20 protein-coding genes are annotated in these 26421 nt (G+C 61.8%); 9 read left to right on the top strand and 11 right to left on the bottom strand.

What is annotated here, in order from left to right:
* Positions 1-274 precede the first annotated feature (274 nt).
* Positions 275-2320 (top strand): OmpA family protein, encoded by a 2046-nt coding sequence (locus EI290_RS14285; protein ID WP_125431680.1) that lies wholly within the window; start codon positions 275-277, stop codon positions 2318-2320.
* Positions 2321-2500: 180 nt separating this feature from the next.
* On the opposite strand, the gene floA is transcribed toward EI290_RS14285, so the two are convergent.
* The 3 genes from floA to proS form a co-directional block, all read right to left on the bottom strand.
* Positions 2501-3502, bottom strand: a complete 1002-nt coding sequence (gene floA / locus EI290_RS14280) for a flotillin-like protein FloA (RefSeq protein ID WP_185817001.1) — start codon at positions 3500-3502, stop codon at positions 2501-2503.
* Between the two features lie 130 nt (positions 3503-3632).
* Entirely contained in the window at positions 3633-4136 is a 504-nt protein-coding gene (locus EI290_RS14275) for an NfeD family protein (RefSeq protein WP_449404931.1), read from the bottom strand.
* A 94-nt stretch (positions 4137-4230) separates the two neighbouring features.
* On the bottom strand, positions 4231-5706 hold the full coding sequence (gene proS / locus EI290_RS14270) for a proline--tRNA ligase (protein ID WP_125431671.1): 1476 nt from the start codon (positions 5704-5706) through the stop codon (positions 4231-4233).
* A gap of 187 nt (positions 5707-5893) precedes the next feature.
* Here proS and EI290_RS14265 point away from each other — a divergent pair, with 187 nt between their 5' ends.
* The gene (locus EI290_RS14265) at positions 5894-7324 is read left to right on the top strand and encodes a hypothetical protein (RefSeq protein WP_125431668.1); all 1431 of its coding nucleotides are present in this window, start codon (positions 5894-5896) and stop codon (positions 7322-7324) included.
* Positions 7325-7411: 87 nt separating this feature from the next.
* Positions 7412-8905 carry a hypothetical protein gene (locus EI290_RS14260; RefSeq protein WP_125431665.1) on the top strand — a complete coding sequence of 498 codons (1494 nt, stop codon included), beginning with the start codon at positions 7412-7414 and terminating at the stop codon, positions 8903-8905.
* Between the two features lie 85 nt (positions 8906-8990).
* On the opposite strand, the gene EI290_RS14255 is transcribed toward EI290_RS14260, so the two are convergent.
* Positions 8991-9929 carry a hypothetical protein gene (locus EI290_RS14255; protein WP_125431662.1) on the bottom strand — a complete coding sequence of 313 codons (939 nt, stop codon included), beginning with the start codon at positions 9927-9929 and terminating at the stop codon, positions 8991-8993.
* 184 nt (positions 9930-10113) lie between these two features.
* Here EI290_RS14255 and EI290_RS14250 point away from each other — a divergent pair, with 184 nt between their 5' ends.
* The gene (locus EI290_RS14250) at positions 10114-12324 is read left to right on the top strand and encodes a S9 family peptidase (protein WP_125431659.1); all 2211 of its coding nucleotides are present in this window, start codon (positions 10114-10116) and stop codon (positions 12322-12324) included.
* A gap of 85 nt (positions 12325-12409) precedes the next feature.
* On the opposite strand, the gene EI290_RS14245 is transcribed toward EI290_RS14250, so the two are convergent.
* Both EI290_RS14245 and EI290_RS14240 read right to left on the bottom strand, forming a co-directional pair.
* A complete protein-coding gene (locus EI290_RS14245; protein ID WP_125431656.1) occupies positions 12410-12625 on the bottom strand; it encodes a hypothetical protein in 216 nt (71 codons plus the stop codon).
* 117 nt (positions 12626-12742) lie between these two features.
* Complete coding sequence (locus EI290_RS14240; RefSeq protein WP_125431653.1) at positions 12743-13663, bottom strand: pirin family protein; 921 nt, start codon at positions 13661-13663, stop codon at positions 12743-12745.
* A gap of 131 nt (positions 13664-13794) precedes the next feature.
* Between EI290_RS14240 and EI290_RS14235 the strand changes: the two genes are divergently transcribed.
* Positions 13795-15225, top strand: a complete 1431-nt coding sequence (locus EI290_RS14235) for an energy transducer TonB (protein ID WP_125431650.1) — start codon at positions 13795-13797, stop codon at positions 15223-15225.
* A 91-nt stretch (positions 15226-15316) separates the two neighbouring features.
* The gene (locus tag EI290_RS14230; RefSeq protein ID WP_125431647.1) at positions 15317-15898 is read left to right on the top strand and encodes a Uma2 family endonuclease; all 582 of its coding nucleotides are present in this window, start codon (positions 15317-15319) and stop codon (positions 15896-15898) included.
* A 14-nt stretch (positions 15899-15912) separates the two neighbouring features.
* Here the strand turns inward: EI290_RS14230 and EI290_RS14225 are convergent, their stop codons facing one another.
* A complete protein-coding gene (locus tag EI290_RS14225) occupies positions 15913-17412 on the bottom strand; it encodes an ArnT family glycosyltransferase (RefSeq protein ID WP_185817000.1) in 1500 nt (499 codons plus the stop codon).
* A 278-nt stretch (positions 17413-17690) separates the two neighbouring features.
* The gene (locus EI290_RS14220; RefSeq protein WP_125431641.1) at positions 17691-19133 is read right to left on the bottom strand and encodes an aldehyde dehydrogenase; all 1443 of its coding nucleotides are present in this window, start codon (positions 19131-19133) and stop codon (positions 17691-17693) included.
* 99 nt (positions 19134-19232) lie between these two features.
* Between EI290_RS14220 and EI290_RS14215 the strand changes: the two genes are divergently transcribed.
* On the top strand, positions 19233-21053 hold the full coding sequence (locus tag EI290_RS14215; RefSeq protein ID WP_125431638.1) for a hypothetical protein: 1821 nt from the start codon (positions 19233-19235) through the stop codon (positions 21051-21053).
* On the opposite strand, the gene EI290_RS14210 is transcribed toward EI290_RS14215, so the two are convergent.
* Genes EI290_RS14210 through EI290_RS14200 form a run of 3 tightly spaced genes read right to left on the bottom strand, consistent with a single transcriptional unit; the run spans position 20971 to position 25053 of the window.
* Positions 20971-21924, bottom strand: a complete 954-nt coding sequence (locus tag EI290_RS14210) for a glycosyltransferase family 2 protein (protein ID WP_125431635.1) — start codon at positions 21922-21924, stop codon at positions 20971-20973. The genes EI290_RS14215 and EI290_RS14210 overlap by 83 nt on opposite strands.
* A 27-nt stretch (positions 21925-21951) precedes the next feature.
* A complete protein-coding gene (locus tag EI290_RS14205; protein WP_125431632.1) occupies positions 21952-22701 on the bottom strand; it encodes a class I SAM-dependent methyltransferase in 750 nt (249 codons plus the stop codon).
* 27 nt (positions 22702-22728) lie between these two features.
* Positions 22729-25053 carry a glycosyltransferase family protein gene (locus tag EI290_RS14200; RefSeq protein WP_125431629.1) on the bottom strand — a complete coding sequence of 775 codons (2325 nt, stop codon included), beginning with the start codon at positions 25051-25053 and terminating at the stop codon, positions 22729-22731.
* Between the two features lie 234 nt (positions 25054-25287).
* Between EI290_RS14200 and EI290_RS14195 the strand changes: the two genes are divergently transcribed.
* Together EI290_RS14195 and EI290_RS14190 are read left to right on the top strand one after the other, a co-directional pair.
* Positions 25288-25839, top strand: coding sequence for a carbohydrate binding domain-containing protein (locus EI290_RS14195; RefSeq protein WP_125431627.1), 552 nt, complete (start codon positions 25288-25290; stop codon positions 25837-25839).
* Positions 25832-26374 (top strand): carbohydrate binding domain-containing protein, encoded by a 543-nt coding sequence (locus EI290_RS14190; RefSeq protein ID WP_125431624.1) that lies wholly within the window; start codon positions 25832-25834, stop codon positions 26372-26374. Before EI290_RS14195 ends, EI290_RS14190 begins: the two co-directional genes overlap by 8 nt.
* The last annotated feature ends 47 nt before the right edge of the window (positions 26375-26421 follow it).

Raw genomic sequence — 26421 nt, 5'->3', positions numbered from 1 at the left:
CGATAAATAAGACAGTTCCACGTCGGTTGTATTTTGCCATTGGTCGGGTGATGCGGGCCGTTGGCCGGTATGCGGTCCGAGGTATGCGGCAACCCGGTTCTTTTACCTTTACAAAAAACCTGGTAGCTGTGGTAGTACACCTGCTGGAGGGAGGCTTTTGGTAAATAGCGAAACTTCCGACCGTATTAGGACGTCTTCAGAGTTCTGGCCCTGTTAGCTACGTGGTGCAGCACCGGCTGTTGCGCCACACGGCGTCCGATTTGACCTTGACTGTATGAACATTACAAAATTACTGTTGTCGTTGGGGGTGGTGGTAGCGGGGAGCAGAGTGGCACAGGCGCAGCACGCCGTGTGGGCCGCTAAAGTGGTGGCGGTATCGTCGCAGAAAGCAGAAGGCAAGGAGGCATTTTCGCCCGAGAAAGTGCTGGGTGAGCCCAATGCCACTCCCCTGGGGCAGGTGCACAACGAGGCCTGGATTCCGAAAAAGGAAGGCAACAATGAGTTCATAGAGGTGCGGTTCGGCAAATCCGTAGTGGCCAAACAGGTAACCGTCATCGAAAACTTCAACCCCGGCTCCGTTACCAAAATTGAATTGGTGGATACGCGCGGGCAAAAGCATCAGGTGTACACCAACGACAGCCCGGGGCCTGTTCCGGAGCAGTTCAGAACCTTACAGGTTACCTTTTCGCCGGCGGCCTACCGCACCATTGGGGTAGTTGTGACCATGAATACCAAGGCGGTAAACGGGGTCAACCAGCTTGATGCCATTGGCGTGGCCGACGTGGCCGAGTCAATGGTGAAGAAGGAGTTTCGCAATGAGCAGAGCGGCGTCAGCTTCGACTCCTCCATGGTAAACCTCGGCCCCAACGTTAACTCCAAGTTTGTGGATACCCACCCGGTCATTTCGCCGGATGGCCGCACCTTGTTTTTTGCCCGCCAGGAAAATCCTCAGAATGTGGGCGGTGCCAAGGATGTGCAGGACGTGTGGTACAGTAACCTTACCAATGCCGAGAAGAAGCAGTGGGGAACGGCCAAGAACATTGGCAGCCCCATTAACACGCCCCGCGACCCGAACGGCGTGGCTTCGGTATCGGCCAACGGCCAGCAGCTACTACTGATTGGGGTGTACCTGCCCGATGGCTCCATGGAGCCCAAAGGCCCCAGCCTGAGCCGCCGTACGGCCACCGGCTGGACCAAGCCCGAAAAAGTGGAAATTGAGGATTACTACAACGACGACCCCGAAAACGTCGACTTTTTCCTGGCTACCTCCGGCAAGGTGATGCTGATGGCCGTGGACCGTAAGGATGGCAAAGGCCAGCAGGACATCTACGTGAGCTTCCTGAAGACTGATGGAAAATCGTGGACGAAGCCGCGCAACCTGGGTGGCACCATCAATACCAACAAGGCCGAATTTTCCCCCTTCCTGGCCACCGATGGCAAAACGCTGTATTTCGCCTCCGAAGGCCGGGGCGGCTACGGCAAGAGCGACCTGTTTTATAGCAAGCGGCTGGATGAGTCCTGGACCAACTGGAGTACCCCCCGCAACCTGGGCCCCAGCGTAAACTCCCCCGATTTCGACGCTTATTATACCGTTTCGGCGGCCGGCGAAGATGCCTATCTGGTATCGGACCGTAACGGTATTGGGGGCTCCAAGGATATCTTCCGCATTAGCCTCAAACCCACGTTCCGGCCAGAAATTGTAACGCTGGTGCGCGGTAAAGTGCTGGATGCCAGTAGTAAAAAGCCAGTGGCGGCCACTATTCGCTACGAAAACCTGCTGACCGGCGAAGAAATCGGGGTGGCTGAAACCAGCCCCATCGACGGCTCCTACACTATTGTACTGCCCTCGGGAGCCCACTATGGCTACCGCGCCGAGGCGAAAGATTACCTGGCCGAATCAGATAACCTGGATGTAACGGACCGGCAGAAATACTCCGAAATCAACCAGGACCTGTACCTGGTGCCGTTTGCGGTGGGCCAGAGCATTAAACTTAACAACATCTTCTTTGCCCAGAGCAAGTATTACCTGCGCGAAAACTCCTACCCTGAGCTGCTACGTCTGGTAAAGATTCTGAAGGACTACCCGCAGGTGGAAATCAAGCTGGAAGGCCACACCGACAACCAGGGTGACCCACAACTGAACGTGAAGCTGAGCCTGGACCGGGTGAACGAGGTAAAAAAATATCTGGTGCAAAAGGGCATTGCCAGCAGCCGCATTACCACTGAGGGCTATGGTGGCAGCAAGCCCGTAGCCAGCAACGAGCAGGAGGAAACCCGCAAGCTCAACCGCCGCGTAGAGTTCCGGATTACGAAGAAGTAGAAATGGTGAATGTGCGGAATGTGAAGAATGTAGGGAAGGTAAACGAATAAAGACACCCTGCTTACCGCTTACCATAACTGCCGAAAACAGGAAGGCCGGTTTCAAGCTGAAACCGGCCTTCCTGTCTTATTTCATTTCTCACATCCTCTGCATTTCTCACATTCCCACATTCTCCACATTCTAGCTCATCCGCCCTTCTTCGCGGCCGGGCTTCACGCTGCCGCCCTGGCCGCCGGGGTTGGCAATGGAGTCGCGCATGTCGGTGTCGGCCTGCACGTTACGCATCTTGTAGTAGTCCATCACGCCGAGGTTGCCCGAGCGGAACGCTTCGGCAATGGCCTTCGGAATTTCGGCTTCGGCCTCTACCACCCGGGCCTTAGCCTCCTGGGTTTTGGCGCGGTTTTCCTGCTCCATGGCCACGGCCATGGCCCGGCGCTCCTCGGCCCGGGCCTCGGCCACGCGCAGGTCGGCGGAGGCCTGGTCGGTCTGGAGCTTGGCCCCGATGTTCTCCCCGATATCTACATCGGCAATGTCGATGCTCAGAATTTCGAAGGCCGTACCGGCATCCAGTCCTTTGCTGAGTACCAGCTTGGAAATCTTATCGGGGTTTTCGAGCACCTCCTTGTGCGAGCGGGACGAGCCGATGCTGGTCACGATACCCTCGCCCACCCGGGCCAGAATGGTTTCCTCGCCGGCCCCGCCCACCAGCTGCGTAATGTTGGCGCGCACCGTCACTCGGGCCTTGGCAATCAGCTGGATACCATCCTGCGCCACGGCGGCCACGTTGGGCGTGTTGATTACTTTGGGATTTACGCTGGTCGTTACGGCCTCGAACACGTCGCGCCCGGCTAGGTCGATGGCCGTGGCCTGCTTAAAGCTGAGCGGAATGTTGGCTTTATCAGCCGAAATTAGAGCCTTGATAACGCTAGGTACGTTGCCTCCTGCCAAATAGTGGGTTTCCAGGTCGTTGGCGGTCAGCTCCAGGCCGGCTTTGGTGCTGGTGATAAGGGAGTTGACGATGAGGGCAGGCGGTACCTTGCGTACCCGCATGAAGGCCAGCTGAAACAAGCTCACCCGCACCCCCGAGAAAATGGCCGTTATCCAGAGGCTAATCGGGAAGAAGTACAGCAGCACCAGGAGGGCAATGCCACCCACAATAAGCGGGAAAAGCGGAAAATCCATAATTGAATGGGTGAAATGGTGAATTGTTGGGGACGATTAGGCGGGGAAGAGTTGAGTGATGGTCCGGGGCATGTGTGCGTACCAGAGCTGAGACAACCCGACCATTCGTCGGGTTAGGCGCTTAAACAGTTCAACCCTTCACCAGCTCAACCACAATGCGGTTCTGCTCAATGCCCAGCACCCGGACCTCAGAGCCGGCTGGCACAAACTCGCCGCGGGTGGTTACCTCCCGCCGGTCGTCCTGAAACAATACCGTACCGGCTGGACGCAGTGCGGAGAGGGTCCGGCCTACTGCGCCCGGCTGCACATCGGGGTGGCGCACATCGTGCACGCGGCCGTGGTTGACCTGCGTGAGGGCTACGCGGTTCAGGTTTTCGGGCCGCAGGCCCCAGTAAACCAGCACCCCGGACCCCACCAGGGAGCCTGCCAGCACGTAATGGCCGGCCGGCGTGCCCAGGTCGCGGTACCCCAGCCAGATGCCCGCCGCCAACAGTCCAAAGCCTACCAGGCCCACCACCGTGGTACCAGGAATAAAGATGACTTCGGCGGCCAGAAATACCAGACCGAAAAACAGCAGCAGGGCAATTGTTAGCCAGTCCATAGTTGAGGGTAGTTTGGTGGGGAAAAGATACACAAAGCCGGCACATCTGGCACCAAAGCAGCAGCGGGAGCTACCTGTTGGTAACTCCCGCTGACGAAAGGCTTTTCCGGTCCGGGCCAGTTACCGGCTAATACGCCCGGGCAAAATGGGCGCGACGGGTGGAGGGCCGGCCCGTTACGATACACACTCCTTCCTCCTCGGGCTCGGCCAGAGCCAGGCAGCGGATGGTGGCTTTGGTTTCCTCCTTGATGCGCTCCTCGGTTTCGGAAGTGCCATCATAATGAGCCACCACAAAGCCTCCTTTGCCTTCCAGCACCTGCTTAAACTCCTCGTAGGATTCTACGCGGGTGGTGTGGGCCTCACGGTAGGAGAGGGCACGCTGGTAGATGTTCTGCTGAATATCCTGTAGCAGCTGGTCTACACTGTTCACAATGTCGGAGAGGGGCAGCGTGAGCTTCTCCTTGGTGTCGCGGCGGGCCACCTCCAGGGTACCGGCTTCCAGGTCGCGCATACCCACGGCAATGCGTACGGGCACACCTTTCAGCTCCCACTCGGCAAACTTGAAGCCGGGGCGCTCCGTGTCCCGGTCGTCAATCTTCACTGAAATGCCCCGCCCAATGAGGCCCATCTGCATGGGGCGGATGCGCTCTAGCAGCTCATCCAGCTGGCCGGTTTTATAAATGGGCACAATCACCACCTGAATGGGAGCCAGCTTGGGTGGCAGCACCAGGCCTTCGTCGTCGGAGTGGGCCATTACGAGGGCGCCCATCAGGCGGGTGCTTACGCCCCAGCTGGTGCCCCACACGTGCTCGAGCTGGCCTTGCTTGTTGGCAAACTGTACATCGAAAGCCTTGGCGAAGTTCTGACCCAGAAAGTGAGAGGTACCCGCCTGCAGGGCCTTACCGTCCTGCATCAATCCCTCAATGCAATAGGTTTCCACAGCTCCGGCGAACCGCTCATTCTCGGTTTTTACCCCTTTTACTACGGGCAGAGCCAGCCATTCTTCGGCGAACTGGGCGTATACCTCCAGCATCTGACGGGTTTCGGCCAGGGCTTCGTCGGCGGTAGCGTGGGCCGTATGGCCTTCCTGCCACAGAAACTCGGCGGTGCGCAGAAACAGACGGGTACGCATTTCCCAACGCACCACGTTGGCCCACTGGTTGATGAGCAAAGGCAGGTCGCGGTAGCTCTGGATCCAGTTTTTGTAGGTGCTCCAAATAATAGCCTCCGAGGTGGGACGGACAATCAGCTCTTCCTCCAGCTTGGCGTTGGGGTCCACGCGCAGCTTACCAGGCTTGTCGGGGTCATTCTGCAGGCGGTAGTGGGTTACCACGGCGCATTCCTTGGCAAATCCCTCGGCATTTTTCTCCTCAGCCTCGAACAGGCTTTTGGGTACGAACAGGGGGAAATAGGCATTCTGGTGGCCGGTGCGCTTGAACATGTCGTCGAGGGTGCGCTGCATCTTCTCCCAGATGGCGTAGCCGTAGGGTTTGATGACCATACAGCCCCGCACCGACGAGTTTTCGGCCAGACCGGCCCGCTTTACCAACTCATTGTACCACAAAGAGTAATCTTCGGTGCGCTTGGGCAAACTTTTGCTCATATCTTGAGGTAGTGTAGAAGTAGTGAAAAAGTTCCTGTTTCTGGTACAAGATTTGACGTAGAAAAAAGGCACCGTTTCGGCCCCAAATTACGTTATTAAATCCGGAGGAATTGGCCCTGACGGACTGTGCGTTGCCAGCCTTCACCTACTCTCCATTTTTCTGATCCAACTTTACGCGTAAGCAGCCATGAAAAAGATCCTACCTCCGCTATTGCCCGCCCTGGCCCTGCTTACGCTGGGAGGCTGTGCAAGCTCTTCTTACCTGACAACTACCGAAAACGACGGCATGTACTACTCGGCGGCGCGGGACCGGGTAACGGCACCGGAGCAACACGCGGCGGCTACCTACGACACCGCCCCGGAGGAGGCCCCAGCCGCCGCCCCCGGCGACGTAGCCAACCCCGACTACGCGGGCACCACGGGTAGTACTAACAGTAGCCGTTCGGAGTATTACGACGACGATTATTACTATGCTTCCCGGCTGCGGCGCTTCCATAGTCCCTACCGGGGCATTGGCATGGGCTATTACGACTTTGCCTACACCGACCCGTACTGGTACGGCGGCCCGGCCATCGGGTATTCGCCCTGGGGGTTCGGGAATTATTATGACCCTTTCTTTAGTCCCTGGGGCTACGGTGGAGTCAACATAAATATTGGTTTCGGTCGGCCCTGGTACCGGCCGTTTGGCTATGGCTACGGCTACGGCTACAACCCCTACGACTATTATGGTTGGGGCAACTCCTGGGGTAATCCTTGGGGCGGCTATAACTACGGCTACTACAACGGCTACTACAATGGTCTGTACAATGGCTACTACGGCGGTGGCTGGGGTGGCAACGGCTGGGGCGGCAATGGTTGGGGCGGCTACTATGACCGGCCAGGCCGCCGTACTACCTACGGTGCCCGCCGCGACCGTGCCACCGATGGGCCGGGCGTAGTTGCACCAAACGGCGGCTCTACCGGTGGTCGGGGCCGGGTGCAGGAGGGCGGATTTGCCGGGCCCGGCTCTACGGGCGGCACGGCGAGTGGCGTAGTAGGCCAACCAAATGCCGGTGGCGGCCGTCGGCGCGTGCAGGAGCTTGATGCCGCCGGCGCACCTACCACAGCCCCCGCTCCGCAGGCTTCTACTGGTCGTACCCGGTTCAGCGGCGACCAAGCACCGCAGGCGGGCCAACTATCTTCTCCTGCGGGGGGCGACCAGGCGGGTGCCCGTCGTTGGCGGGTATTAGACAACACCACTACTACAGCTCCTGCCGGAGAGGTTGCTACTCCTCCCACCACCGAGCCGACCCGGCGCCGCCGGTTTGAGTATGGCAACAATGGCGGGAGCAATACCAGCCCCGATCAGCAGGCGTCGCAGCCGCGTACGGCCGACCAGCCCCGGCGGCAGCGGCTGTTCGACTCATCCGCGCAACCATCTCAGCCCTCTCAGCCCACGCGCACATACTCGGAGCCTACGCGGGCTGCCCAGCCGTCCCGCTCTTATTCGGAGCCGTCCCGTTCTTACTCGGAGCCTTCGCGCAGCAGCTCCAACTGGGGCGGTAGCAACGGGGGTGGAGGCAATAGTGGGGGCGGTAACTCCGGCGGCGGCGGTGGTCGTCGGGGCCGGGTGCAATAGGTGTGTTAATACAGTAGGCTGAAATTCCGTTATCTGAACTAGGCCCGGCTCCTGTGCGGGAGCCGGGTACTCTTCCCTTCCTTTCCCATGAAAACGCTACAATATGGCCTTGCCGTTGCCCTGCTGGGTTCGGCCAGCCACGCCTTTGCCCAATACAACGTTGACGCCCTGCGCTTTTCTCAGTCGCAGCCGGCCGGTACGGCCCGCACGCTGGGGCTGGGCGGGGCCACTACCGCCGTGGGCGGCGACTATGGCTCCGTATCAGTCAATCCGGCCGGGCTGGGGATGTTCCAACGCTCGGAATTTACCCTTTCGCCAGGGCTAAGCTCCCTGAGCTCGGATAGCCGGGGATTTGGCACTACTACCGCTGACTCGCGCAACAACCTGCACGTAGGCAGCATGGGCCTGGTATTTGCCAACCGCCGCCCCGATGATGACGCCAACCCGTGGCGGTCGGGAGCATTTGCCATTGGCATCACCCGCACCGCCGACTATAACCAGAGCTTCCGTTACCGGGGCCGGCCGGGTCTGACGCAGGATATCTTCCAGCGCCTGAGCGAAAACCAGGGTGGGGCCCTGGACGACTTGGCCTACGATACCTATCTGACGGACGAGGACAACACTGGCCGGCGAATCATTTCTGCACCCTTCAATGACACCGGCGAGCTGGACCAGGCCGAAACCGTCCGGACTACCGGGGCCCAGACCCAGTTTGACCTGGCCTACGGCGCCAGCTACCTCGATAAGCTGTACATCGGGGGAGGCATCGGTATTATTTCGGCCCGTTACACGTCCGAAAACGTACTCACGGCCTCCGATTCGCAGCCGGTTACCAATGCCCCGGGCACGTCCTTCGCCTCTTTGTCGCAGCGGGATGCCCTGGATACCAAAGGCACCGGTATCAACGCCCGCTTCGGGCTGATTTATAAGCCGGTGGAAGCCGTGCGGCTGGGCGCTTCGGTACAAACCCCTACCTACTATCAGTTCACTGAAACCTACAACAGCTCCCTGAACGCGCAGTTCGACAAGCCGGTGAAAGTGGACGGGCAGACCTACACTTCGGCCAGCTCCTCGCTCGACCCCAACATCTTCGACTACGCTCTTACCTCGCCCTTCCGGGCTACCGGAGGAGCGGCCGTGGTGCTGGGCAAATATGGCTTTATCAGCGGCGACGTGGAGTATGTGAACTACGCCGGAGCCCGCCTGAGCAATTACAGCAACGAGGGCGTGCGGGGCAGCTACGACTTCAGCGCCGACAACGACGCCATCAACAACCAGTACGGCAGCGCCCTGAATCTGCGGATTGGGGCCGAGGCCCGTGCCGATATCTTCCGAATCCGGGCTGGGTTTGCGCGCTACGGCGACCCGTACGTGAACCAGCCGGTAGACCGGAGCCGCAACTTTTACACGGGTGGAATTGGGATGCGCCAGAAAAACTTTTTCCTGGATGCCGCCGGAGTGTACAGCAAAGGCAGCCGGTTATACTCGCCGTACTCCCTGAACAGGGCCGCCGATACCCCCGTTATTTCAGTAGAGGAGAAGCGCTTCACCACCACCATCACGGCGGGTTTCATGTTCTAGCAGTAGCACTCCTGCCTGATAATAAAATAAGAACGGCCGGCCTCACGTATGTGGGGCCGGCCGTTGCGCGGTAAGGTGGGGTGGCTTACTTGGTAATACGCACTTGTAGCACCAGCGTCCGGATGCCGGTTGTGATGATGTCCTGTACCAACAGCAGGCCGTATTTGTTGTCGGGGGTTCGGAAGGCAATAACCTGGTCCTTGGTGAGCGGGCCGGTACGAGTGGTAGGGGTAAACCGCTGATTCTGGTACTGCGTTACAATGTTGGTCAGGTCTTCGGTGGTGGCGTAGTTGGTAAAAGCCGAAGCAGTAAGCGGAGTTCGGTATAACTCAGTGGCTCGCCCCACCCAGGGTAGCTTCAGGCCGGCATCGGTAGTGGTAGCCAGGCCGGGGTTGATGGTGGTACTGCCCGGCACGTACACCAAATCCACTAGTTTCTGGTTGTCGGGGAGGGTACGCAGGGAGAAGCTGGGCAGGGCCAGGCCCTCACGCAAAGCCAGGAAGCTACGCCGCCCGAAAGCACCCGGCGCCTGCAGCGGCACCGTGTAGCTGTGGTACGCCGCCGCCGAATCGGTGCGGCCCAACCGCAGATACAGACTTCGCACGCCGTTCTTTCCCTCAGAGTCGGTGAAAGTATAGGTCCAGGTTTCCTTACCGGCGGTGGTGCGGGCCGGCTGCACACTCTGGAAGGCAAACTCGTTGGCGTTCTGAATCAGCGTGTCGAGGTAGGTGAGGCGAAAAGAAAGCGAATCTTCTCCTTCTTCGTAGGTAGTGGTATAAATAAGAGGACGGGCACGGGGCTGGTAGTGGGCTTTAATAACCAGATGCGTAAGCGGCGCGTCGTCCTTGCCAGCTTCGGCAAACACCTTCACCGCAATGGTGTCGCCGGCGGCCGTAATGCGGCGGGAGGCCGGATTGAAGCGGGAGCTGCCCACGAAGCTCACACGGGGACCCGGTTCCAGCGCCGGTTCACAGGCCGTCAAGCAAATCGGGAAAAGCAGCAGGAAGGCGGGACAAAAACGCATAGCAGGGTAAAGATAAGGGGCGGATGTAAACGGAAGCACGGGCTGTGCCGGATTTCGACCGGCTGTCGTTGCTCTGGTATCCCGGAGCATGGCTTCGGGGTACACATTCTGGTTGCGTGCAACCTTGCACGGTGCATTGGCTACCTTAACGCCGGATTCCCGCCGACATTTCATTTTCCCCCGCATGACCCTACGTTCTTTGGGCCTGGCCCTGTTTCTGACCACCGCCAGCCCTGCCCTATTGCCCGCTACTGCTCCGGTAGCTGTTGCCCAGCAAAAGCAGAATATCACCCTCGAAGACATCTGGCAGAAAGGCACGTTTGCCGCCAAATCGGTGCCCGGCTTCAACTGGATGAAGGACGGACGCTTCTACTCCTCCCTGAGCAAGGGTGATTTGGTGCAGAACGACGTGACTACCGGCCAGTCCGTGCAAACCCTCGTGGCGGCCCAGGACCTGAAGCTGCCCGGCCAGACGCAGCCGCTGCAGGTGGATGGCTATAGCTTCAACGCCGATGAAACCAAGATTCTGTTCAGCACCGACACCGAGCCGATTTACCGCCGCAGCAGCAAGTCGTTCTTCTTCGTGTACGACCGGGCCAGCAAGCAGCTCACGCCCCTGAGCGCCGGCGGCAAGCAGCTCTACGCCACCTTCTCGCCCGATGGTAAGCGCGTGGCCTTCGTGCGCGACAACAACCTGTACGTAACCGACCTGGCTACCATGCAGGAAACTGCCGTAACCACGGACGGCGCCCTGAACCGCATCATCAACGGCGGCACCGACTGGGTGTACGAGGAGGAATTCTCCTTCGCCCAGGGCTTCCAATGGTCGCCCGACTCGCGCTACGTGGCCTACTACACCTTCGATGAAAGCCAGGTGCCCGAGTACAACATGCAGGAGTGGGGCCCGCTCTACCCCAAAGACTACCGCTACAAATACCCCAAGGCTGGCGAGAAAAACTCCATCGTCAGCATTTCGGCCTACGATGTAGCCGCTGGCAAAACGGCCAAAATGGACGTGGGCTCCGAAACCGACCAGTACATCCCGCGCATCCTCTGGACGCAGACGCCCGACCTGCTCAGCATTCAGCGCCTCAACCGTCTGCAGAACAAGCTGGAAATCCTGCACGCCAACGCCAAAACCGGCCAGAGCAGCGTGGTACTCACCGACACCGACAAGGCCTACGTGGACATCACCGATGATGTGCGCTACCTGGCCGGCGGCAAGGAGTTCCTGTTCACCAGCGAGAAAGACGGCTACCGCCACCTTTACCTGTATGATATGAAGGGCAAGCAGGTGCGTCAGATTACCAAGGGTAACTGGGAAATCACCGAAATCAACGGTTTCGACGAGAAGAAGGGCCTGGTGTACTTCACCAGCACCGAAGGCTCGCCGTTGCAGCGCCACCTCTACCGCATCGACCTGAAGGGCAAAGGCAAAACCCGCCTCAGCGAAGCCGGCCGCGGTACCGACGCCGTGAACCTCAGCCCCGATACCCGCTACTACCTCAACTATCACTCCGAGGCCGGCGTGCCGGCCGTGGTGAGCCTGCGCAGCGGGCAGGATGGCAAGCTGGTGAAAGTGCTGGAAGACAACGCCAAACTGCGCGAGAAGCTAAACCAGTACAACCTGGCCACGCCCGAGTTCTTCACCTTCAAAACCAGTGAAGGCGTGGAGCTGAACGGCCAGATGCTCAAGCCCACCAATTTCGACGCCACCAAAAAGTACCCCGTGCTGATGCACGTGTACGGCGGCCCCGGCTCCCAGACCAACGCCGACTCCTGGGGTGGTACCAACTACCTCTGGCACCAGATGTTGGCGGAAAACGGCTACATCGTGGTGATTGTGGACGGGCGCGGCACCGGGGCCCGGGGCGCAGCCTTCAAGAAAGTCACCTACGCCAACCTGGGCAAGCTAGAAACCATTGACCAGGGCGAGGGTGCCAAGTACCTGGGCACGCTGCCCTACGTGGATAAGACCCGCATCGGCATTTGGGGCTGGAGCTTCGGCGGGTACATGACCACCCTGGCCCTCACCAAAAATGCCGACCTGTTCAAGATGGGCGTAGCCGTGGCCCCCGTCACCAACTGGCGCTACTACGATACCGTGTACACCGAGCGGTTCCTGAAAACGCCCCAGGATAACCCCCAGGGCTACGACGATAACTCGCCCGTGCAGCACGCCGACAAGCTGCGCGGCAAGCTCCTGCTGGTGCACGGCACCGGCGACGACAACGTGCACTTCCAGAACTCCGTGGCCTTCGTGGATGCCATGGTGAAGAACAACAAGGATTTCCAGACCCTGTACTACCCCAACCGCAACCACGGCATCTACGGCGGCAACACCCGCCTGCACCTCTACCGCCAGATGACGGAGTTCGTGCTGAAAAACCTATAGCGCAAACGCCGTATTATGGACCACCAGAACGTGTACCCCGGAGCACTGCTCCGGAGTACACGTTTTTTCCAGCCTCCCATGATGTTTACTCAGCAACCAGCTGCGGCCGGATTTCGGTGATTTGCAGACCGAGCAGTTGCGGGCTGCGAAATTGCTCGTACAGGTCGGCAAATAACTCGGTTAGCTCGGCGGTAGTGGTACGCACCTGCTGCTTGTGCTGCGAAGTGCCCACAACCCGTCCGCATTCCAGCTGCGCCAGCGTGAGGCGGCAGCAAACGGTGTATTCCAACGTGTTTTTCATAGCTCAGAAACGGAGGAAAGAGGGGCGCGAATAGAATGTAAAGCTAAATATTTTAGTTTAAATATCTAATATTTTTGGTGTTGATTTTTGTGGTGAGCCAAGGAATCAGTAACACTATCAGGACAGCGCCTGCGGGGCCGGGGAGCCACTGCCTGCCGGACGGGTTTTGTCGGGCGGCAGCGGAACAAACTCGTGGTTATCGTTGGGTGGAAGCAGGATGCGGCCGGCCTGCCAGTCGGCCTTGGCCTGCTCAATCCGCTCCTTCCGCGACGACACGAAATTCCACCAGATAAACCGCTCCCCCAGCGGCTCCCCGCCCAGCAGCATCAGTGTAGAGGCTTCGCGGGCTACCAGTACCGGGTCGAGGCCGGGCGTGAACACCAGTAGCTGGCCGGGGCCGTAGGTACGGCCGCTGACCTCAACCAGGCCCTTTGCCACGTACACGCCCCGCTCGGGGTAGCCCCGGGGCAGCCCGAACCGGGCGCCGGGCTGGAGCACCGTGTGCACATAAAACAGGGGCGAGTGGGTTTTGACGTCGTTTTTCAGCCCGAAGGCGTCGCCGGCAATCAGGCGCATCCAGACCCCGGCATCGGTGAAAACGGGCAACTGCTGGGGCTGATAGTTGGTGAAGGCCGGTGCCGTTTCCTCATCGGCCTCCGGCAGTGCCACCCAGGTTTGCACCATTTCCAGCTGCCCCCCGGCCAGGGCCGCCGGGTCCTCAAACCGCTCGGAGTGGGCAATGCCGGAGCCGGCCGTCATCCAGTTCACTTCTCCCGGCCGGATAATCTGCTCCACGCCCAGACTGTCGCGGTGCGTCACCTGCCCGCCAAACAGGTAACTAACCGTGCTGAGGCCGATGTGCGGGTGGGGCAGCACGTCCAGCGTGGGCAGGCGCTCGGGGGCCAGCTGTACCGGACCGGCGTGGTCCATAAAAATGAAGGGGCCCAGCATCCGGCGCAGGCGGTAGGGCAAAATGCGCTTCACCTCAAAACCGGGACTGAGCGCTGCCGGTCGGGCATCAATAACAAGGTCGAGCATGGGAAGGAAATGGAATAGAACGGCCGAAGTACCGGCTAAAATGAAAAGTAAACTGATTTTATGTCAGGTATTTACCAAAAAAAACCGATTTTGGGCCAATAAATCCGGAGTTTCCCGCGTAGAGTCGTCCTATGTCGATGTGTACCCCGATTCGTTTGCTGGTAGTTGGGCTGGCCGCCACTCTGCTGCTGGCCTGCCAACCCGAGCGCACGGCCCACCGCGCGGCGCCGGCTGCCCCGGTACCGGCCCTGGCCGATACGCTTGCCTACGACTCGTTGGCCCCGCCCGTTGGGGCCACCTCGGGGCAGCGCACCTGGCACCGGCTCGCCCGGGCCACCAGCCGCCGCGCCCCGTTGCTGGTGTACCGCAGCAGTTCCCGCCAGCCCGCTTTTCTGACCTCGGCCCCGCCCGCCGAAGCCCGGTTGCAGGATCTGACGCTAAAGGCCAGTGAATACTTTCAGGTGGACCCCACCCAGGCCGCAGAGGTGCGAGGCCGCGAAGGTACTATCGTCCGGATTCCGGCCGGAGCCCTGGTGGATAAGCGCCAGCGGCTGGTAACCACCGCCGTGTGGGTGGAGCTGAAGGAGTGCTACTCGGCCTCCGACCTGCTGCTTTCCAACCTGCTAACCGAAACCCTGGCCGGCGCCCCTCTGGAGCTGAGCGGGGCGGTGCTCGTGCGGGCCACAGCGGGCGGGCAGCCGCTGGCCCTGGCAGCCGGCCGGGCCTTGCAGGTTGAACTGGCCGGCGAAAAACAACAGCTACCCCTGCTGTATGGCCAGGCCACCGGCACCAGCCCGGTGCGCTGGGCCGCTGGCGAGGCCCTGCCGCAACCCTCCGAGGAAATCCTGACCACGGCCCAGCAGATGCCCCGCTACGGCCAGGGCCCGGCCGATATCAACCGCCTGATTCGCTACCCGCGGGCGGCCCAGGAGGCCCAGACGGAAGGGCTGGTATTTGCCTCGTTTGTGGTGGATGAGGCCGGCCGGGTAACCCAGCCCCACATTCTGCGGGGCCTGGGCAACGGCTGCGACGAAGAGGTGCTACGGGTGCTGCGCCACACCTCGGGCCACTGGGTGCCCGGGCAGCAGGACGGCCGGTTTGTGAAAGTAAAGCTGACGCTGCCCATCCGGTTTCACTTCCAGCCGGGCCTGGCCACTGCCCCGGAAACGGCCGCCGTAGCCTCGGCCGCTCCCGCCGAGGAAGCAACTCCCGCCGATTTGCCCGAAAGCTCCCACGCCCTGCAACCCACGCAACTCGGGTGGGTTGCGGCCGGCCGGCCCTGGCAAGGGCCGACCAGCGCCTTATTCGTGCCTACCTTCGCGGCCGACGACCAGTGCACGGTGCGGCTGCTGGTGCCCGGCCACCGGGTAGTGCTGTCGGGGCAGGCCGAAGCGGGCGGCTACCAGTTTCCGGGGGCACCGGTTGGGGCCGCCGTGGTGGGCCTGCGCTACGAAAACGGGACGCCCTTCCTGGCCCGCCTCACCACCGCCGCCCCCGATACCCTGCGGTTCCGGGAAACCACCCTCGCCGACCTGGAGATGACGCTGGAGCGGCTGAATTAAAGCGTATTGCCTACCGCCAGTACCTGTCGTAACTGGAATGGCAGTGACCTTTTCGTGGTATCTTGCGGCATACTTTTACTTTTTGTGTCTGATGGGACTGCCTGCTACGCCACTCAACTACGTTTCGCCCGAGGACTACCTGACGGCTGAGCGCCGCGCGGAATCCAAGCACGAATACTGGAACGGGGAAGTTCGGGCCATGTCGGGTGCCAGCTTCACGCACAACCGCATAGCAGCTAATCTGACCGGTGAATTGTATGTGCAGTTGAAAGGAAAATCCTGCTCGGTGGTGGGCAGCGACCAGCGGGTACAGGTGCTGAGCGAGTCGACGTTCGTGTACCCGGATGTGACGGTGGTGTGCGGGCAGCCCTTATTCGAAGACGATACTAAACCCGATACTCTACTCAACCCCACGCTCCTGGTGGAAATCTTATCGGCTTCTACCCAAAGCCACGACCGGGGCAACAAATTCTTTCTCTACCGCCAGATTCCAACCCTACAGCAATACCTGCTGCTGGATTCGCAGCGTGTACACGCCGAGCTGCACACCCGCGACACGCAAGGCCGCTGGATCTTAACGGAAACCACCGACTTGCAAGCCGTACTACTGCTCGAGAGCATTGCCTGCCAGGTGCCCCTGGTGGATGTGTACGCGGGCCTGTCGCTAAGCTAACTTCCCCCGATGCCCTACCGCCGGGCGCCCAGCCGGAGCGTGCGGCAAGAGTCGGACTGCACCAGGATTTCGGTGTGAAAAGCGGTCTGCCAGGCTTGAGTAGCCTTGTGCCCGCATACTACTACTGTTTCGCCGGGCTGCGAGTCGCGGGCCTGCCAGGCGGCCAAGCGGCGCACGGTATGGTGCTGCTGGTATTCTGCGGCCAGGCGGTAAAACTCCGGGGCATCGTTGAAGGAGCCATCGGTGCCGAGGGTGTAGGCCCACAGCGTAGGCTGCTGCTGCCACTGCTGCCGCAGGTGGTGGCCGTACACTAGCTGGTGGTTGTCGAAGCGGTGCTTGGCGAGGTTGCGCAAAAAGGCAATCTGGTTGAGGTAAGGAAACGCCGCCAGCGCCAGCACCCCGGCCACCCGTGCCCCGTAAGCCAGCGGCCGGCCGCCGGCTTGCCGCAGTAGCCGCCCCCCCGCAACAGTGCCCGCCGCGGCCAGAATTGCCAACAACGGGAAGGCCGGGGCATCGTACCACACCAGCTTGGTTTCGGCTATTGAAATAATCAGCAAAAAGCTGCCTGCCACGGCCGTGAGTCCCCGGCCCAGCCACCAGGCTGGAGTTCCTTTGGGCTGCCACCAGCCCAGGGCGGCTCCCAGCAGGGCCGGCAGCAGCCACAAGGCAAACTGCCCGCCCGCCAACAGGGTGAAATAAAACTCGAACGGCCCATTGTTGCCTTCCAGCTCGTGGGCGGCCGGGCCCCCGACCTCATATTGCCACACGGCCGCCAGGTAGCCGGGGGCGGCAGCTTCCCGTAGAGCATACCAGCCGCCGGCCAGCAGCAGCGCCAGTCCGCCGGCCAGCCAGGGCGCCGGCCGCCGCAGCCGGTGCCAGCTTCCTGTGAGCCCGGCGGCTAGTATCAGGCCCGGCCCGAACATGGCTCCGGCAATGCCTTTGGTGAGAATGGCCAGCGCGAAGCCCGCGCCCGTGCCCCAGGCCCAGCGGGCCCGGCCCGTACGCAGGTAGGCCAGCCAGCTTAGCGCCCCCACCGTGGTCCAAAGCGTCAGGAAAGCGTCGAAGTCGGCGGTGCGGGCTACGTGGAAACTGACGTAGCCGGGTGTGGTCAGCAGTACCAGCCCCGCCAGCAGCCCGGCCAGCGGACTTTTCAACCAGCGGCTGGCGGCATAATACACCGTGCCTACGGTGGTCAGCGCCGCCAGGGCGGCCGGCAGGCGCAGACCTAGCTCCGTGGGTCCCAGCAGCCGGATGCTGCCCGCCAGCGTCCAGAGCCAGAGCGGGGGCTTGCAGTTCCAGAGGTCGGGCTGGCCCTGGTAGCGGGCCACCAGCCAGTCGTGGTGCACCAGCATACCCAGTGCATCCAGCGCCGTGCGCGACTCGTCCCACTGCTGCACCGGAAACGAGGTCAGCTGCCAGAATAATGGGAAATAGGCCAGTGCAAGCAAAAGCAGCAGCGGTACATAGCGCTGCCAAAAAGGCGGAGCAGGCGGAATGGTAGAGGAGGAAGGCACGCCAGGCAGGAGAGGGCTAGAAGAAGTGTATGTTGGTAGGAATCTGAACGTCATTCCGAGCTTGCGAGGAAGCTTGCGTGCTGACGTTGCTGGAAAAAGGGCGTCATGCTGAGCATGCCGAAGCATCTCTACCGCTTCGTTGCACTGCTATAAATTAGTCAGCGGTAAAGATGCTTCGACTCCGGCTGCGCCTTCGCTCAGCATGACGGTTACTACCCCAACGTCGGCCATCCTGTGGCTCCCCGCAGGCTTGGACTGACGTTCTGGTGGCAACCGATTTACAGCTTGATGCACACGTTCTGGGCTTCGGTAAAAAACCGCAGGGCTTCCAGGCCGCCTTCCCGGCCTACGCCGGAATTTTTCATGCCGCCGAAAGGCGTGCGCAGGTCGCGGTGCAGCCAGGTGTTCACCCATACCACGCCGGCGCGCAGCTGCTGGCCAAGGCGGTGCGCCCGGGTCAGGTCGCGGGTCCAGATGGTGGCCGACAGGCCGTATTCGGTACCGTTGGCCCAGCGCAGGGCTTCGTCCTCGGTATCGAAGGGCGTGAGCGTAACCACCGGTCCGAAGATTTCCTCCTGGTTTACCCGGCAGTCGGGGGCGAGACCTTCAAACACGGTGGGCTGCAAAAAATAGCCTTCGGCGCAGCGGCCTGGCACCCGCACCCGCTGCCCACCGGCCAGCAGCCGGCCGCCCTCCTGGTGGGCCAGCTCGATGTAGCCAAGCACTTTCTGCAGGTGGGCCTCACTCACCAGGGCGCCCTGTCGGGTGGCCTCGTCCAGCGGGTCGCCCACGGTCAGGGCCTGCACCTGGGCCACAAACTCGGTTTTGAACGGCTCGTAGAGGCTGCGCTCCACCAGAATGCGGGAGCCGCAGAGGCAAATCTGGCCCTGGTTGGCGAAGGAGCTGCGGATGCTGGTTTGCACGGCCGCCGCCAGGTCGCAGTCGGCGAAGATGAGGTTGGGGTTTTTGCCGCCCAGCTCCAGGGAAAGTTTTTTAAAGCGAGGCGCAGCCGTGCGGGCAATCAGCTCGCCGGTTTTGGTGCCGCCGGTAAAGCTGATGGCCCGGATGCCGGGGTGCTCCACCAAGGCCTGCCCCACGCCCGGCCCGGTGCCGTGCACAATGTTGAGCACCCCCGCCGGAAAACCAGCCTGTTGTACTAGCTCACTCAGCAGAAACGCCGTGTACGGCGTTATTTCCGATGGTTTGGCCACCACGCAGCATCCTACGGCCAGGGCCGGCGCAATTTTCCAGCTGAACAGGTACAGCGGCAGATTCCAGGGCGAAATGCAGGCCACCACCCCCAACGGGTGCCGCACGGTGTAGTTCAGGGCCACACCTTCCTGCACGTGGGCTTCGGTAGCGAAATGCGGCGCGGCCGTCCCGAAAAACGCGAAGTTGCTGGCCGCCCGCGGAATATCGAGGGTGCGGGCCAAACTCAGCGGCTTGCCATTATCCTGACTTTCGGCCTGGGCCAGGCGGTCCAGGTGCTGCTCAATCAGCTCGGCCAGGCGCACCAGCAGGCGGCCCCGCTCCTCGGCGGGGCGGGCGCGCCAGGCCGGCAAAGCCGCTTCGGCCGCCCGCACGGCCGCATCCACGTCGGCCGCGTCGGAATCGGGTACCTGGGCAAAGGGCTGGCCGGTGGCGGGCTCGATGAGGGGCAGGTAGCGGCCGGCCCTGGGGGGGAGCAGCTGGCCGCCGACGAAGTTCTGAAGCTGAATCATAGGGGTGGCAAGTAAACGAAACTACCTTTGCGCTGCTATATCTGGCTACTAATTACGCGGGCGGCTTGTGAATGAGGTACTTAATTAAACGATGAATTGATGATGCGCAATCTGCTGGTGTGGCTGGTTTATGTGGCTGTTTTTTTGGTGTTTACCTGGCCACTCAGCCTGCATCCGGCCACTACTTTCCCGGTAGTACCGGGCCACGATTCCTACCAGTTTTACTGGAACGTATGGCACTTCCGGCACGCTCTGGAGGCCGGCACCAACCCTTGGTACACTACCTGGCTGTTCTACCCGGAGGGCTCCTGGCTGATTATGCACGCCTACATCCCCATCGTGGGCCTGCTGGCGGTGGCAGTGCGCAACGAAATGCTGGCCATCAACTTGGCCCTGCTGCTGAGCTATAGCCTGTCGGGGCTGGGCGCGTACCGGCTGGCCGGGCGCTGGGTGCAGCACCCGCTGCTGTGCGTGCTAGCCGGGTTCATCTTCGCCTATTCGCCCTACAAAATGCAGCGCCTGCCGGAGCATTATAATCTGGTGCTTACGGCCACGGTACCCTTCTACGTGCTGTATTTTCTGCGGGCATTCCGGTTCCGGGTCGGGCAGTTCCTGCCTGAGGTAGCGAGTTGGCAAGCAGTAGCTGCCTGCGCGGGCCTTGGGCTGGTAACGGTGCTGAGCGACTATTACGTGCTGTTTGGGCTGCTGTACTTTTCCGCCTTCTATGCGGCCTGGTTTGGGCTGCGAATCGGGCAAATCAACTGGCGCAGCCAGCGGGTGTGGCTGGGGCTCGTGGTGCTGTTTACGGCCAGCCACATCAGCATCCGGCTGCTGCGGCTGGGGGGTGTGCCTGAGAATGGCTTGTGGTGGGCCGGCGACCTGCTGGCTTTTCTGTTGCCCCCGCCTACCAGCCGCTGGCTGGATTTCAGCTGGAGCCACCGGCTGTATCACTCCACGCTGTTCAACGCGCCCGGCTCCCTGGAAATTACGCTGTTTGTGGGCTACCTGCTGCCGCTGCTGGCCCTGCTCAGCTGCCGGAGGGCCGGCTCGGCCCTCCGGCAGGATGCGGCCGGTCGGCCGCTAGTGTGGGTGCTGCTGCTGTTCGGGATGCTAACAGTGCCCACGCTACGCCTGTACGGGCATGAGCGCCTGAACCTGCCTACGGCATTCATCCATTTTGTGCCCTTCATCAATAATATCCGCTGCCCTACCCGCTGGGTGCTGTACATTACTTTGTTGCTGCCGCTGGTGAGCTTTAGCAGCCTGGAGGCGGGCTGGTTTGGAAAGTGGCCGCGCTGGGCGCAGTACGCGGTAGGCCTAGGGCTGGCCGTAGGACTGGGGGTGGAATTCTGGCCGAAGCCCTACGTGCAGGCTACCGCTGCCGATGTGCCGGCCGTATACCGCTACGTAGCCGGCTTACCCGGTGAAAGCCTGATTTCCGTGCCGTTTGGCGTGCAGGACGGCAACCGGCAAATTGGCCTACCCGACCCCGTGCAGTTTTTGTATCAGCAGTGGCACCTGAAAAAGCTACTAGGTGGCTACTTGTCGAGGGTGAGGCCGGAGCAGTTTGCAGCCGTGGAGAATACGCCGTTTCTGCGGAGCCTTATGTATTACCAGGCACCTTCTGGGGGTGGGGCCAGTCCGCCCCCGCTTACCGGGGCGCAGGTGGCGGCATTTCTGCGACGGTACCAGCCGGCAGCGTTTGTACTACCGCCAGCCTACCGGCAGCAACCCGTCCACCGGTTTCTGCGCCGGGCCCTGCACCCGTACGGCTACCAGGAGCAGAACATTGGGGGCTATGTGCTGTTGCAGCCGCAGCCAGGGCGGGCCGCCGGGCCTAGCGCTGCGGGGGCAGCGGCAGCTCCGGTAAATTTGACTCCGACACGATATACAACGGACGCTGCCGTACGTTGGCGCTGAGGCGGGCCATGTACTCGCCAATGATGCCCACGGCAATCAGCTGCACGCCGCCCAGAAACAGGATGCTCACCATCAGGGAGGCCCAACCCGGTTGGTAGTCGTGGCTCACGAAGCGGGCGTAGAGCGTGTAGAGCATCACCAGAAACGCCACCCCCGACACCAGGAAGCCGCCCACCGTGGCCGCTTTCAGGGGCACGTCGGAGAAGGCCGTAATGCCGTCGAGGGCCAGCTTGAGCATTTTGCGGTAGGTGTAGCCGGTTTCGCCCCCGGCCCGCTCGGCCCGGTCGTACTCCAGGTAGGTCTGGCGGTAGCCAATCCAGGAAATCTGGCCCCGGATAAACTTGTTCTGCTCGGGCATCCGGCGCAGGGCTTCTACCACCTTGCGCGAAATCACCCGGAAGTCGCCGGTATCCACGGGAATGGAAATGTGGGTGATGCTGGCCAGAATACGATAAAACAGCTTGGCCGTGAGCTTTTTGGCAGCGCTTTCGCCCTGGCGGCTGCGGCGCTTGGCGTACACCACCTCGTAGCCCTCCCGCAGCTTCTGGTGCAGCTGCGGAATCAGCTCGGGCGGGTCCTGCAAATCGGCGTCGATAATCACCACGGCCTCGCCCTCGGCCCGGTCGAGGCCGGCCGTCACGGCAATCTGGTGCCCGAAGTTGCGGCTGAAGTTGATGAAGCGCACCCGCGGGTCGCGCAGAGCCAAGGTCTGAATCAGGGGCAGCGACTGGTCGCGGGAGCCGTCATTGATGAAGATAAACTCGTAGCCCTCAGGCAGCGGCATGGGGTCCAGTACCCCGCGCAGCCGCTCATAGAGGGCCGGAATGTTCTCTTCTTCGTTGTAAATGGGAATGATAACGGACAGATCCACGGGCGGACAGGGTAGCAGGAAAGAAGGTTAGGAAGCCGGCTTGCGGGCCAAGGCAAACACGCTCACGCCCACCGGCAGGTTGAGGTGGCGCAGCAGCCAGTTTTCGGCCCGCAGCAGCCAGGTGAGCGAGGCGTTTACCGGCGCCGGCAGGGCCAGCAGGTCGCCGGTGCCGGCCGCGGCTGCGGCCGGGCGGCTCAGCCGCTGCGCCTGCCGTACCAGCAGCGTGGGGAAAAACAAAGCAAAATTCCAGTACGACTGCCGCAGCACCTGCAAAGAGGCCTGGGTCATGGCCTGGCGCAGGGAGCCTCCGGTGTAACGGCGGAAGTGGCGGTTTACTACGTCGTGCTGGCTCCAGAGCTGGGGCCAGGCCGGCACGTACACCAGCAGCTGCCCGCCCGGCTTCAGCACCCGCCGCCACTCGCGCAGGGCCAACTGCTCGTCCTCAATGTGCTCCAGCACGTCGGAGGCCACCACCACGTCGAACGACTCGTCGGGGAAATTCAGCCGGGCCCCGTCCATTACCGACACGTTCGGAATCTGACGCTGCCGGGCCAGGGCAATGGCCGTTTCGCTGATATCAATGCCGGTGAGGTTGTGGAAGCCTGCGGCGCGCAGCTGCTGCTGCAACGGCCCTCCCGAGCAGCCAATTTCCAAGATGGCGGCTGTTTTGGGCAGGTTCAGGTGTTGCAGCTGGTCGAATACTCCGTCGCGCCGGCCCCGAAACCACCAATGATTTTCTTCCAGCTGATGATACAGCGCCTCGTACTGAACTTGCATAACAACGAAATTACGGAATTGCCGGGGCTACCGCAGGCGGTAGCCGTTTTTTATCAGCTGCCGCTTCTTGTCGGGGGTGGTGATATAATAGTACACGTCCGTATTCAGGGGCCGAATCAGCAGGTCGTCGGCCACCAGCTCCCGGCTTTCATACAGGACCTCCAGGCGCGTGGCCCCAGCCCTGATGCGGAACGGCACCGCTACCCGGGCCCAGTCGCCATCCAGCTCCGTGCTTTGCGAAGCGCCCTGTACCTTATGTTCCACCAGCTCGTCGCCGCGGTACACCTTCACCTGCATGTTGCCCACGCCGTGCCACATTTTGGCATTCACCCACACCGATACTTCGTACTGGCCGGTATCGGCCGCGGCCGGGGTGGGGCCGCTGTAAAGCTGCGAGAATTTGTCGGCTGGCTCGTAGAAAGCCCCCGGCTGCAAGCGGGCGTGCGGGGCCGGGCGGCCGTTGAACTGCTCCAGCACTACGCTCCGGCCGGTGCTGGAGTACACCCCGTTCACCGCCCGCAGGTGGGGCAGCAGCGAATCGGCGCGGGCCTGCTCCCGGGCAATAGACGTAGCCTCCAGCGCCGCCAGCGGCAACTCGTAGAGGGTAATGCTGCCGTTGCTGGTAATCTTATGGCTCAAGTCGATAAGCCGCTGCTCGGCCGCCGAAATGGGCCCCGGGGCTACCAGCAGCAGCAGGGGCTTGCGCGACGGGAACTTGGGAATCAGGGCCTTGGGCAGCAGGGGGCTGCTCAGCAGCTGAATCAGGTCCATGGTCTGCCCCACCGAGGCCCGGGCCAGAAACACCGTGAGCAACGGCAGGCCCGTGTTGAGCGAGGCCCGGTACGACTGACTGACCGCGTCGCCGGAGCCATCCAGCTGAAACACGTCGGTGCCCAGGGTGTAGTAGGGCAGAGGCAGCAGGGCCTGAAAGTCGCGGGGCTTGCGGTTGCCCCAGGTCAGCAGCTCGGTGTAGTTGCCGGCGTCGGCTGTAAACAGCCGGCCGGTGGCCCGCTGCTCCACCTCATCGGCCTTGAAGTGCATGTGCCAGTTGGCCTCCACGGCCCAGAGCGCCAGCACCGGGGCCAGCAGGGCGTAGGCCAGGGCCGGCCGCCGGCTGCGCCGCCGCACCGCCCGAAACACCAAGTACAGCGTGTAGGCCGCGTAGGCCGTGAAAACGTAGTAGAACGGCCAGGCAAAGCGGCCCAGGGAGCGGAACTGCCGCAGGGGCGGAAACACATCAGCCAAAGGGCGCAGACCCGGCAGCTTGAAGGGGTAGCACATGGCCAGTAGCAGCAGCAGCAGCGCGGCCCACAGACCCACCCGCAGCGGCTGGGGCAGCGCCGGCCGTAACACCAGCCGGCCCCGGCGCCGCAGGGCATAGCGCACTACCCGTATCAGCGTAAGCAGCAGTACCAGCGTGGACGCTAGGCCCACGTAGGCCCAGCCCTCCCACACCGGCTCCTCAAACCCCAGCAGCTGCTTGAACGGCTCGTGCAGGGGCGGCTCCACCGGAATGAATACGCTGGTGAAGCTGGCAATGTATTCGAAGAAGCCGTAGGGGTTGATGGGCCGGTCGGGGGTGGGGTCGGTGGCCCAGAGCCAGATGCGGAACACCACCAGCGGGGCCAGGGCCGTAAACACCAGCCGGCCCAGCAGCCCCCAGTAAGCCCGCCGCTCGGCCGGAGTACGCCGGGGCTGCTGCCAGGCCAGTACCAGAACATGAGCCAGCAGAAAAAACGCGCCCACGGCCGTATAGTAAGGCGTGACCATGCCCATCATCACGCAGGCGGCCCCGAACAGCACGTACCAGAGTGCCCGCCGGGGCGCGGCCAGCATCCGGATGATGCAGTACCAGAGCAGGGGCACAAACGGGGTGAAACTCAGGGTCATGTGCCCGTCGATGCGGCCGTGCTGGGGCGCGAGGAAGCCGATGAGCAGGGCCGCCAGCACCGCGTAGGCCACCGGCAGCCGCAGCCGCCGCAGAATGGCGTACAGGATTACCGGCGTCAGCATCATGGACAGCAGCAGCAGCACGTTCATGATGCCGATGGTATGCTCGCTGATGGGGTATACGTGGCGGTTGATAAGGCCCAGCACGCCGGTAATGATGGGCTGCATATCGGGGTAGTTCACATGCTCGCCCACGGGGTAGTTCATGCCCGTGAAGCGGTGCCCGGTGTCATATTTCACGTAGTACGCTGATACAAAGTAGGTTTTTAGCCCGTCGCCGGCATCATTATACAGGTAATTGTCCGGGTCGCGGAGTACGTTCGGAAACAACGACGCGACGTAGAGCACCGCCGCCAGGGCAGTGGCAGCCAGCCCAACCCAATGGTTCCGGCGTGTGGTCATGTTATGGAATAAGATAACTGAAGAAAACCGCTCTGTAGCCGGCGAAACGTGCCGGGCTACCCGGACGGCAAACGGGAAGGTGCTCCAAAACTACAGCATCTGCCCGGAACCCGCTCCGCGCTTGGGGCGTAAGGGTCAAGTTTTTATTGCGGGCCGGAATAGTGCCGCGGCTGTTGCCGGGGTGCGGGGCGGTTCTATCTTTGTGGGCATTTTTGCCATTTTTGCCTCATTCCTATGACCTTGTCTGTTACCCGCTTTGCCTGGTTGGCGGTTGCGGCGCTGCCCCTGCTGGGTGGCTGCTCGAAAACCGAAGAGAAAGTTGCTCCGGCTAACCTCATCACCCAGAACGACTTCGAAAACCTCTACGGCTGGGTGTCGGCCACGCCCTCCCTCACCACCGAGAAGGCGCACTCGGGCCGCTACGCCGTGAAAGTGAGCAAGGATGTAGAGTACGGCATTTCTTACATCAGCCTGCTGGGCAAGGCCAGCGCCTCGCGGGTGCAGAAGCTGAACGTGAGCGGCTGGGTGCTCACCGCCGACCCCAAATCCACGGCCTCCATTGTGGTGCAGGTGATGAATCCGGCCCAGGGCAACCAGCAGGTATTCTGGGACAACATCGACCTGAAAAAGGAAGTGACCAAGGCCAACGAGTGGACGGAGGTGAAAAAAGAATTCACCCTGCCCGCCAACGTAGAGGCCGGCCACGAGCTGCGGGTGTACATGTGGCGCAGCGGCTCCGACCAGCCCACTTACCTCGACGACCTGACCATCACCAAGGGTGAATAAGCTGGCGCTGGGCCTGATGCTGCTTCCGGCGCTGGCCGCCTGCTCTGCGGGCTCCGGTGAGGGCAGCTGGGTGGGCGACTACGTGACGCGCTCCGACTTCGAGTCGGTAGTGGGCTGGGGCGGCGACGCGGCCAGCCTCACTAAGGAGCGGGCCCACTCCGGCATGTATTCCGTGAAGGTGGATGCCGGCCGCGAGTACGGCCAGACCTTCGACGTGAGCGTGGGCCAAGCCGCCGTGCACCCGCTGAAAGGCCTGGAGCTGAACGCCTGGGCCCTGCTGCTGGGGCCCCAGGCCACGGCTTCGGTGGTACTCCAGATTGTGGATACCTCGAACAACGGCTTCCGGGTGGTGCACACCGAGCAGCTCAACCTCGCCGACCAGATCAAGAACTACAAGGAGTGGAAGCCGGTGACCCAGCGCTTCACCCTGCCTCCCAACCTCCAGCCCGACTACCGCCTGCGCATCTACCTCTGGCGCAACACCGCCACCGAGCCCGCGTACCTGGACGATTTGAGCGTGAAGGCGCTGGAATAGAATAGGTTGCTGATAGAACGTTCTGCTTGAACGTCATGGTGAGCAAA

This window comes from Hymenobacter metallilatus, assembly GCF_003944705.1.
GTDB lineage: Bacteria > Bacteroidota > Bacteroidia > Cytophagales > Hymenobacteraceae > Hymenobacter > Hymenobacter metallilatus.
The sequence above is the reverse complement of the archived record's forward strand: the minus strand, read 5'-3'. Positions and strand labels throughout refer to the sequence as shown.

What these genes read in the sequence shown, in the direction of transcription:
- EI290_RS14285 (WP_125431680.1), top strand. Translation starts at nt 275, where the DNA reads ATGAACATTACAAAATTACTGTTGTCGTTGGGGGTGGTGGTAGCGGGG.
- floA (WP_185817001.1), bottom strand. Translation starts at nt 3,502, where the DNA reads ATGGATTTTCCGCTTTTCCCGCTTATTGTGGGTGGCATTGCCCTCCTG.
- proS (WP_125431671.1), bottom strand. Translation starts at nt 5,706, where the DNA reads ATGAGCAAAAGTTTGCCCAAGCGCACCGAAGATTACTCTTTGTGGTAC.
- EI290_RS14265 (WP_125431668.1), top strand. Translation starts at nt 5,894, where the DNA reads ATGAAAAAGATCCTACCTCCGCTATTGCCCGCCCTGGCCCTGCTTACG.
- EI290_RS14260 (WP_125431665.1), top strand. Translation starts at nt 7,412, where the DNA reads ATGAAAACGCTACAATATGGCCTTGCCGTTGCCCTGCTGGGTTCGGCC.
- EI290_RS14255 (WP_125431662.1), bottom strand. Translation starts at nt 9,929, where the DNA reads ATGCGTTTTTGTCCCGCCTTCCTGCTGCTTTTCCCGATTTGCTTGACG.
- EI290_RS14250 (WP_125431659.1), top strand. Translation starts at nt 10,114, where the DNA reads ATGACCCTACGTTCTTTGGGCCTGGCCCTGTTTCTGACCACCGCCAGC.
- EI290_RS14245 (WP_125431656.1), bottom strand. Translation starts at nt 12,625, where the DNA reads ATGAAAAACACGTTGGAATACACCGTTTGCTGCCGCCTCACGCTGGCG.
- EI290_RS14240 (WP_125431653.1), bottom strand. Translation starts at nt 13,663, where the DNA reads ATGCTCGACCTTGTTATTGATGCCCGACCGGCAGCGCTCAGTCCCGGT.
- EI290_RS14235 (WP_125431650.1), top strand. Translation starts at nt 13,795, where the DNA reads ATGTCGATGTGTACCCCGATTCGTTTGCTGGTAGTTGGGCTGGCCGCC.
- EI290_RS14230 (WP_125431647.1), top strand. Translation starts at nt 15,317, where the DNA reads ATGGGACTGCCTGCTACGCCACTCAACTACGTTTCGCCCGAGGACTAC.
- EI290_RS14220 (WP_125431641.1), bottom strand. Translation starts at nt 19,133, where the DNA reads ATGATTCAGCTTCAGAACTTCGTCGGCGGCCAGCTGCTCCCCCCCAGG.
- EI290_RS14215 (WP_125431638.1), top strand. Translation starts at nt 19,233, where the DNA reads ATGATGCGCAATCTGCTGGTGTGGCTGGTTTATGTGGCTGTTTTTTTG.
- EI290_RS14205 (WP_125431632.1), bottom strand. Translation starts at nt 22,701, where the DNA reads ATGCAAGTTCAGTACGAGGCGCTGTATCATCAGCTGGAAGAAAATCAT.
- EI290_RS14200 (WP_125431629.1), bottom strand. Translation starts at nt 25,053, where the DNA reads ATGACCACACGCCGGAACCATTGGGTTGGGCTGGCTGCCACTGCCCTG.
- EI290_RS14195 (WP_125431627.1), top strand. Translation starts at nt 25,288, where the DNA reads ATGACCTTGTCTGTTACCCGCTTTGCCTGGTTGGCGGTTGCGGCGCTG.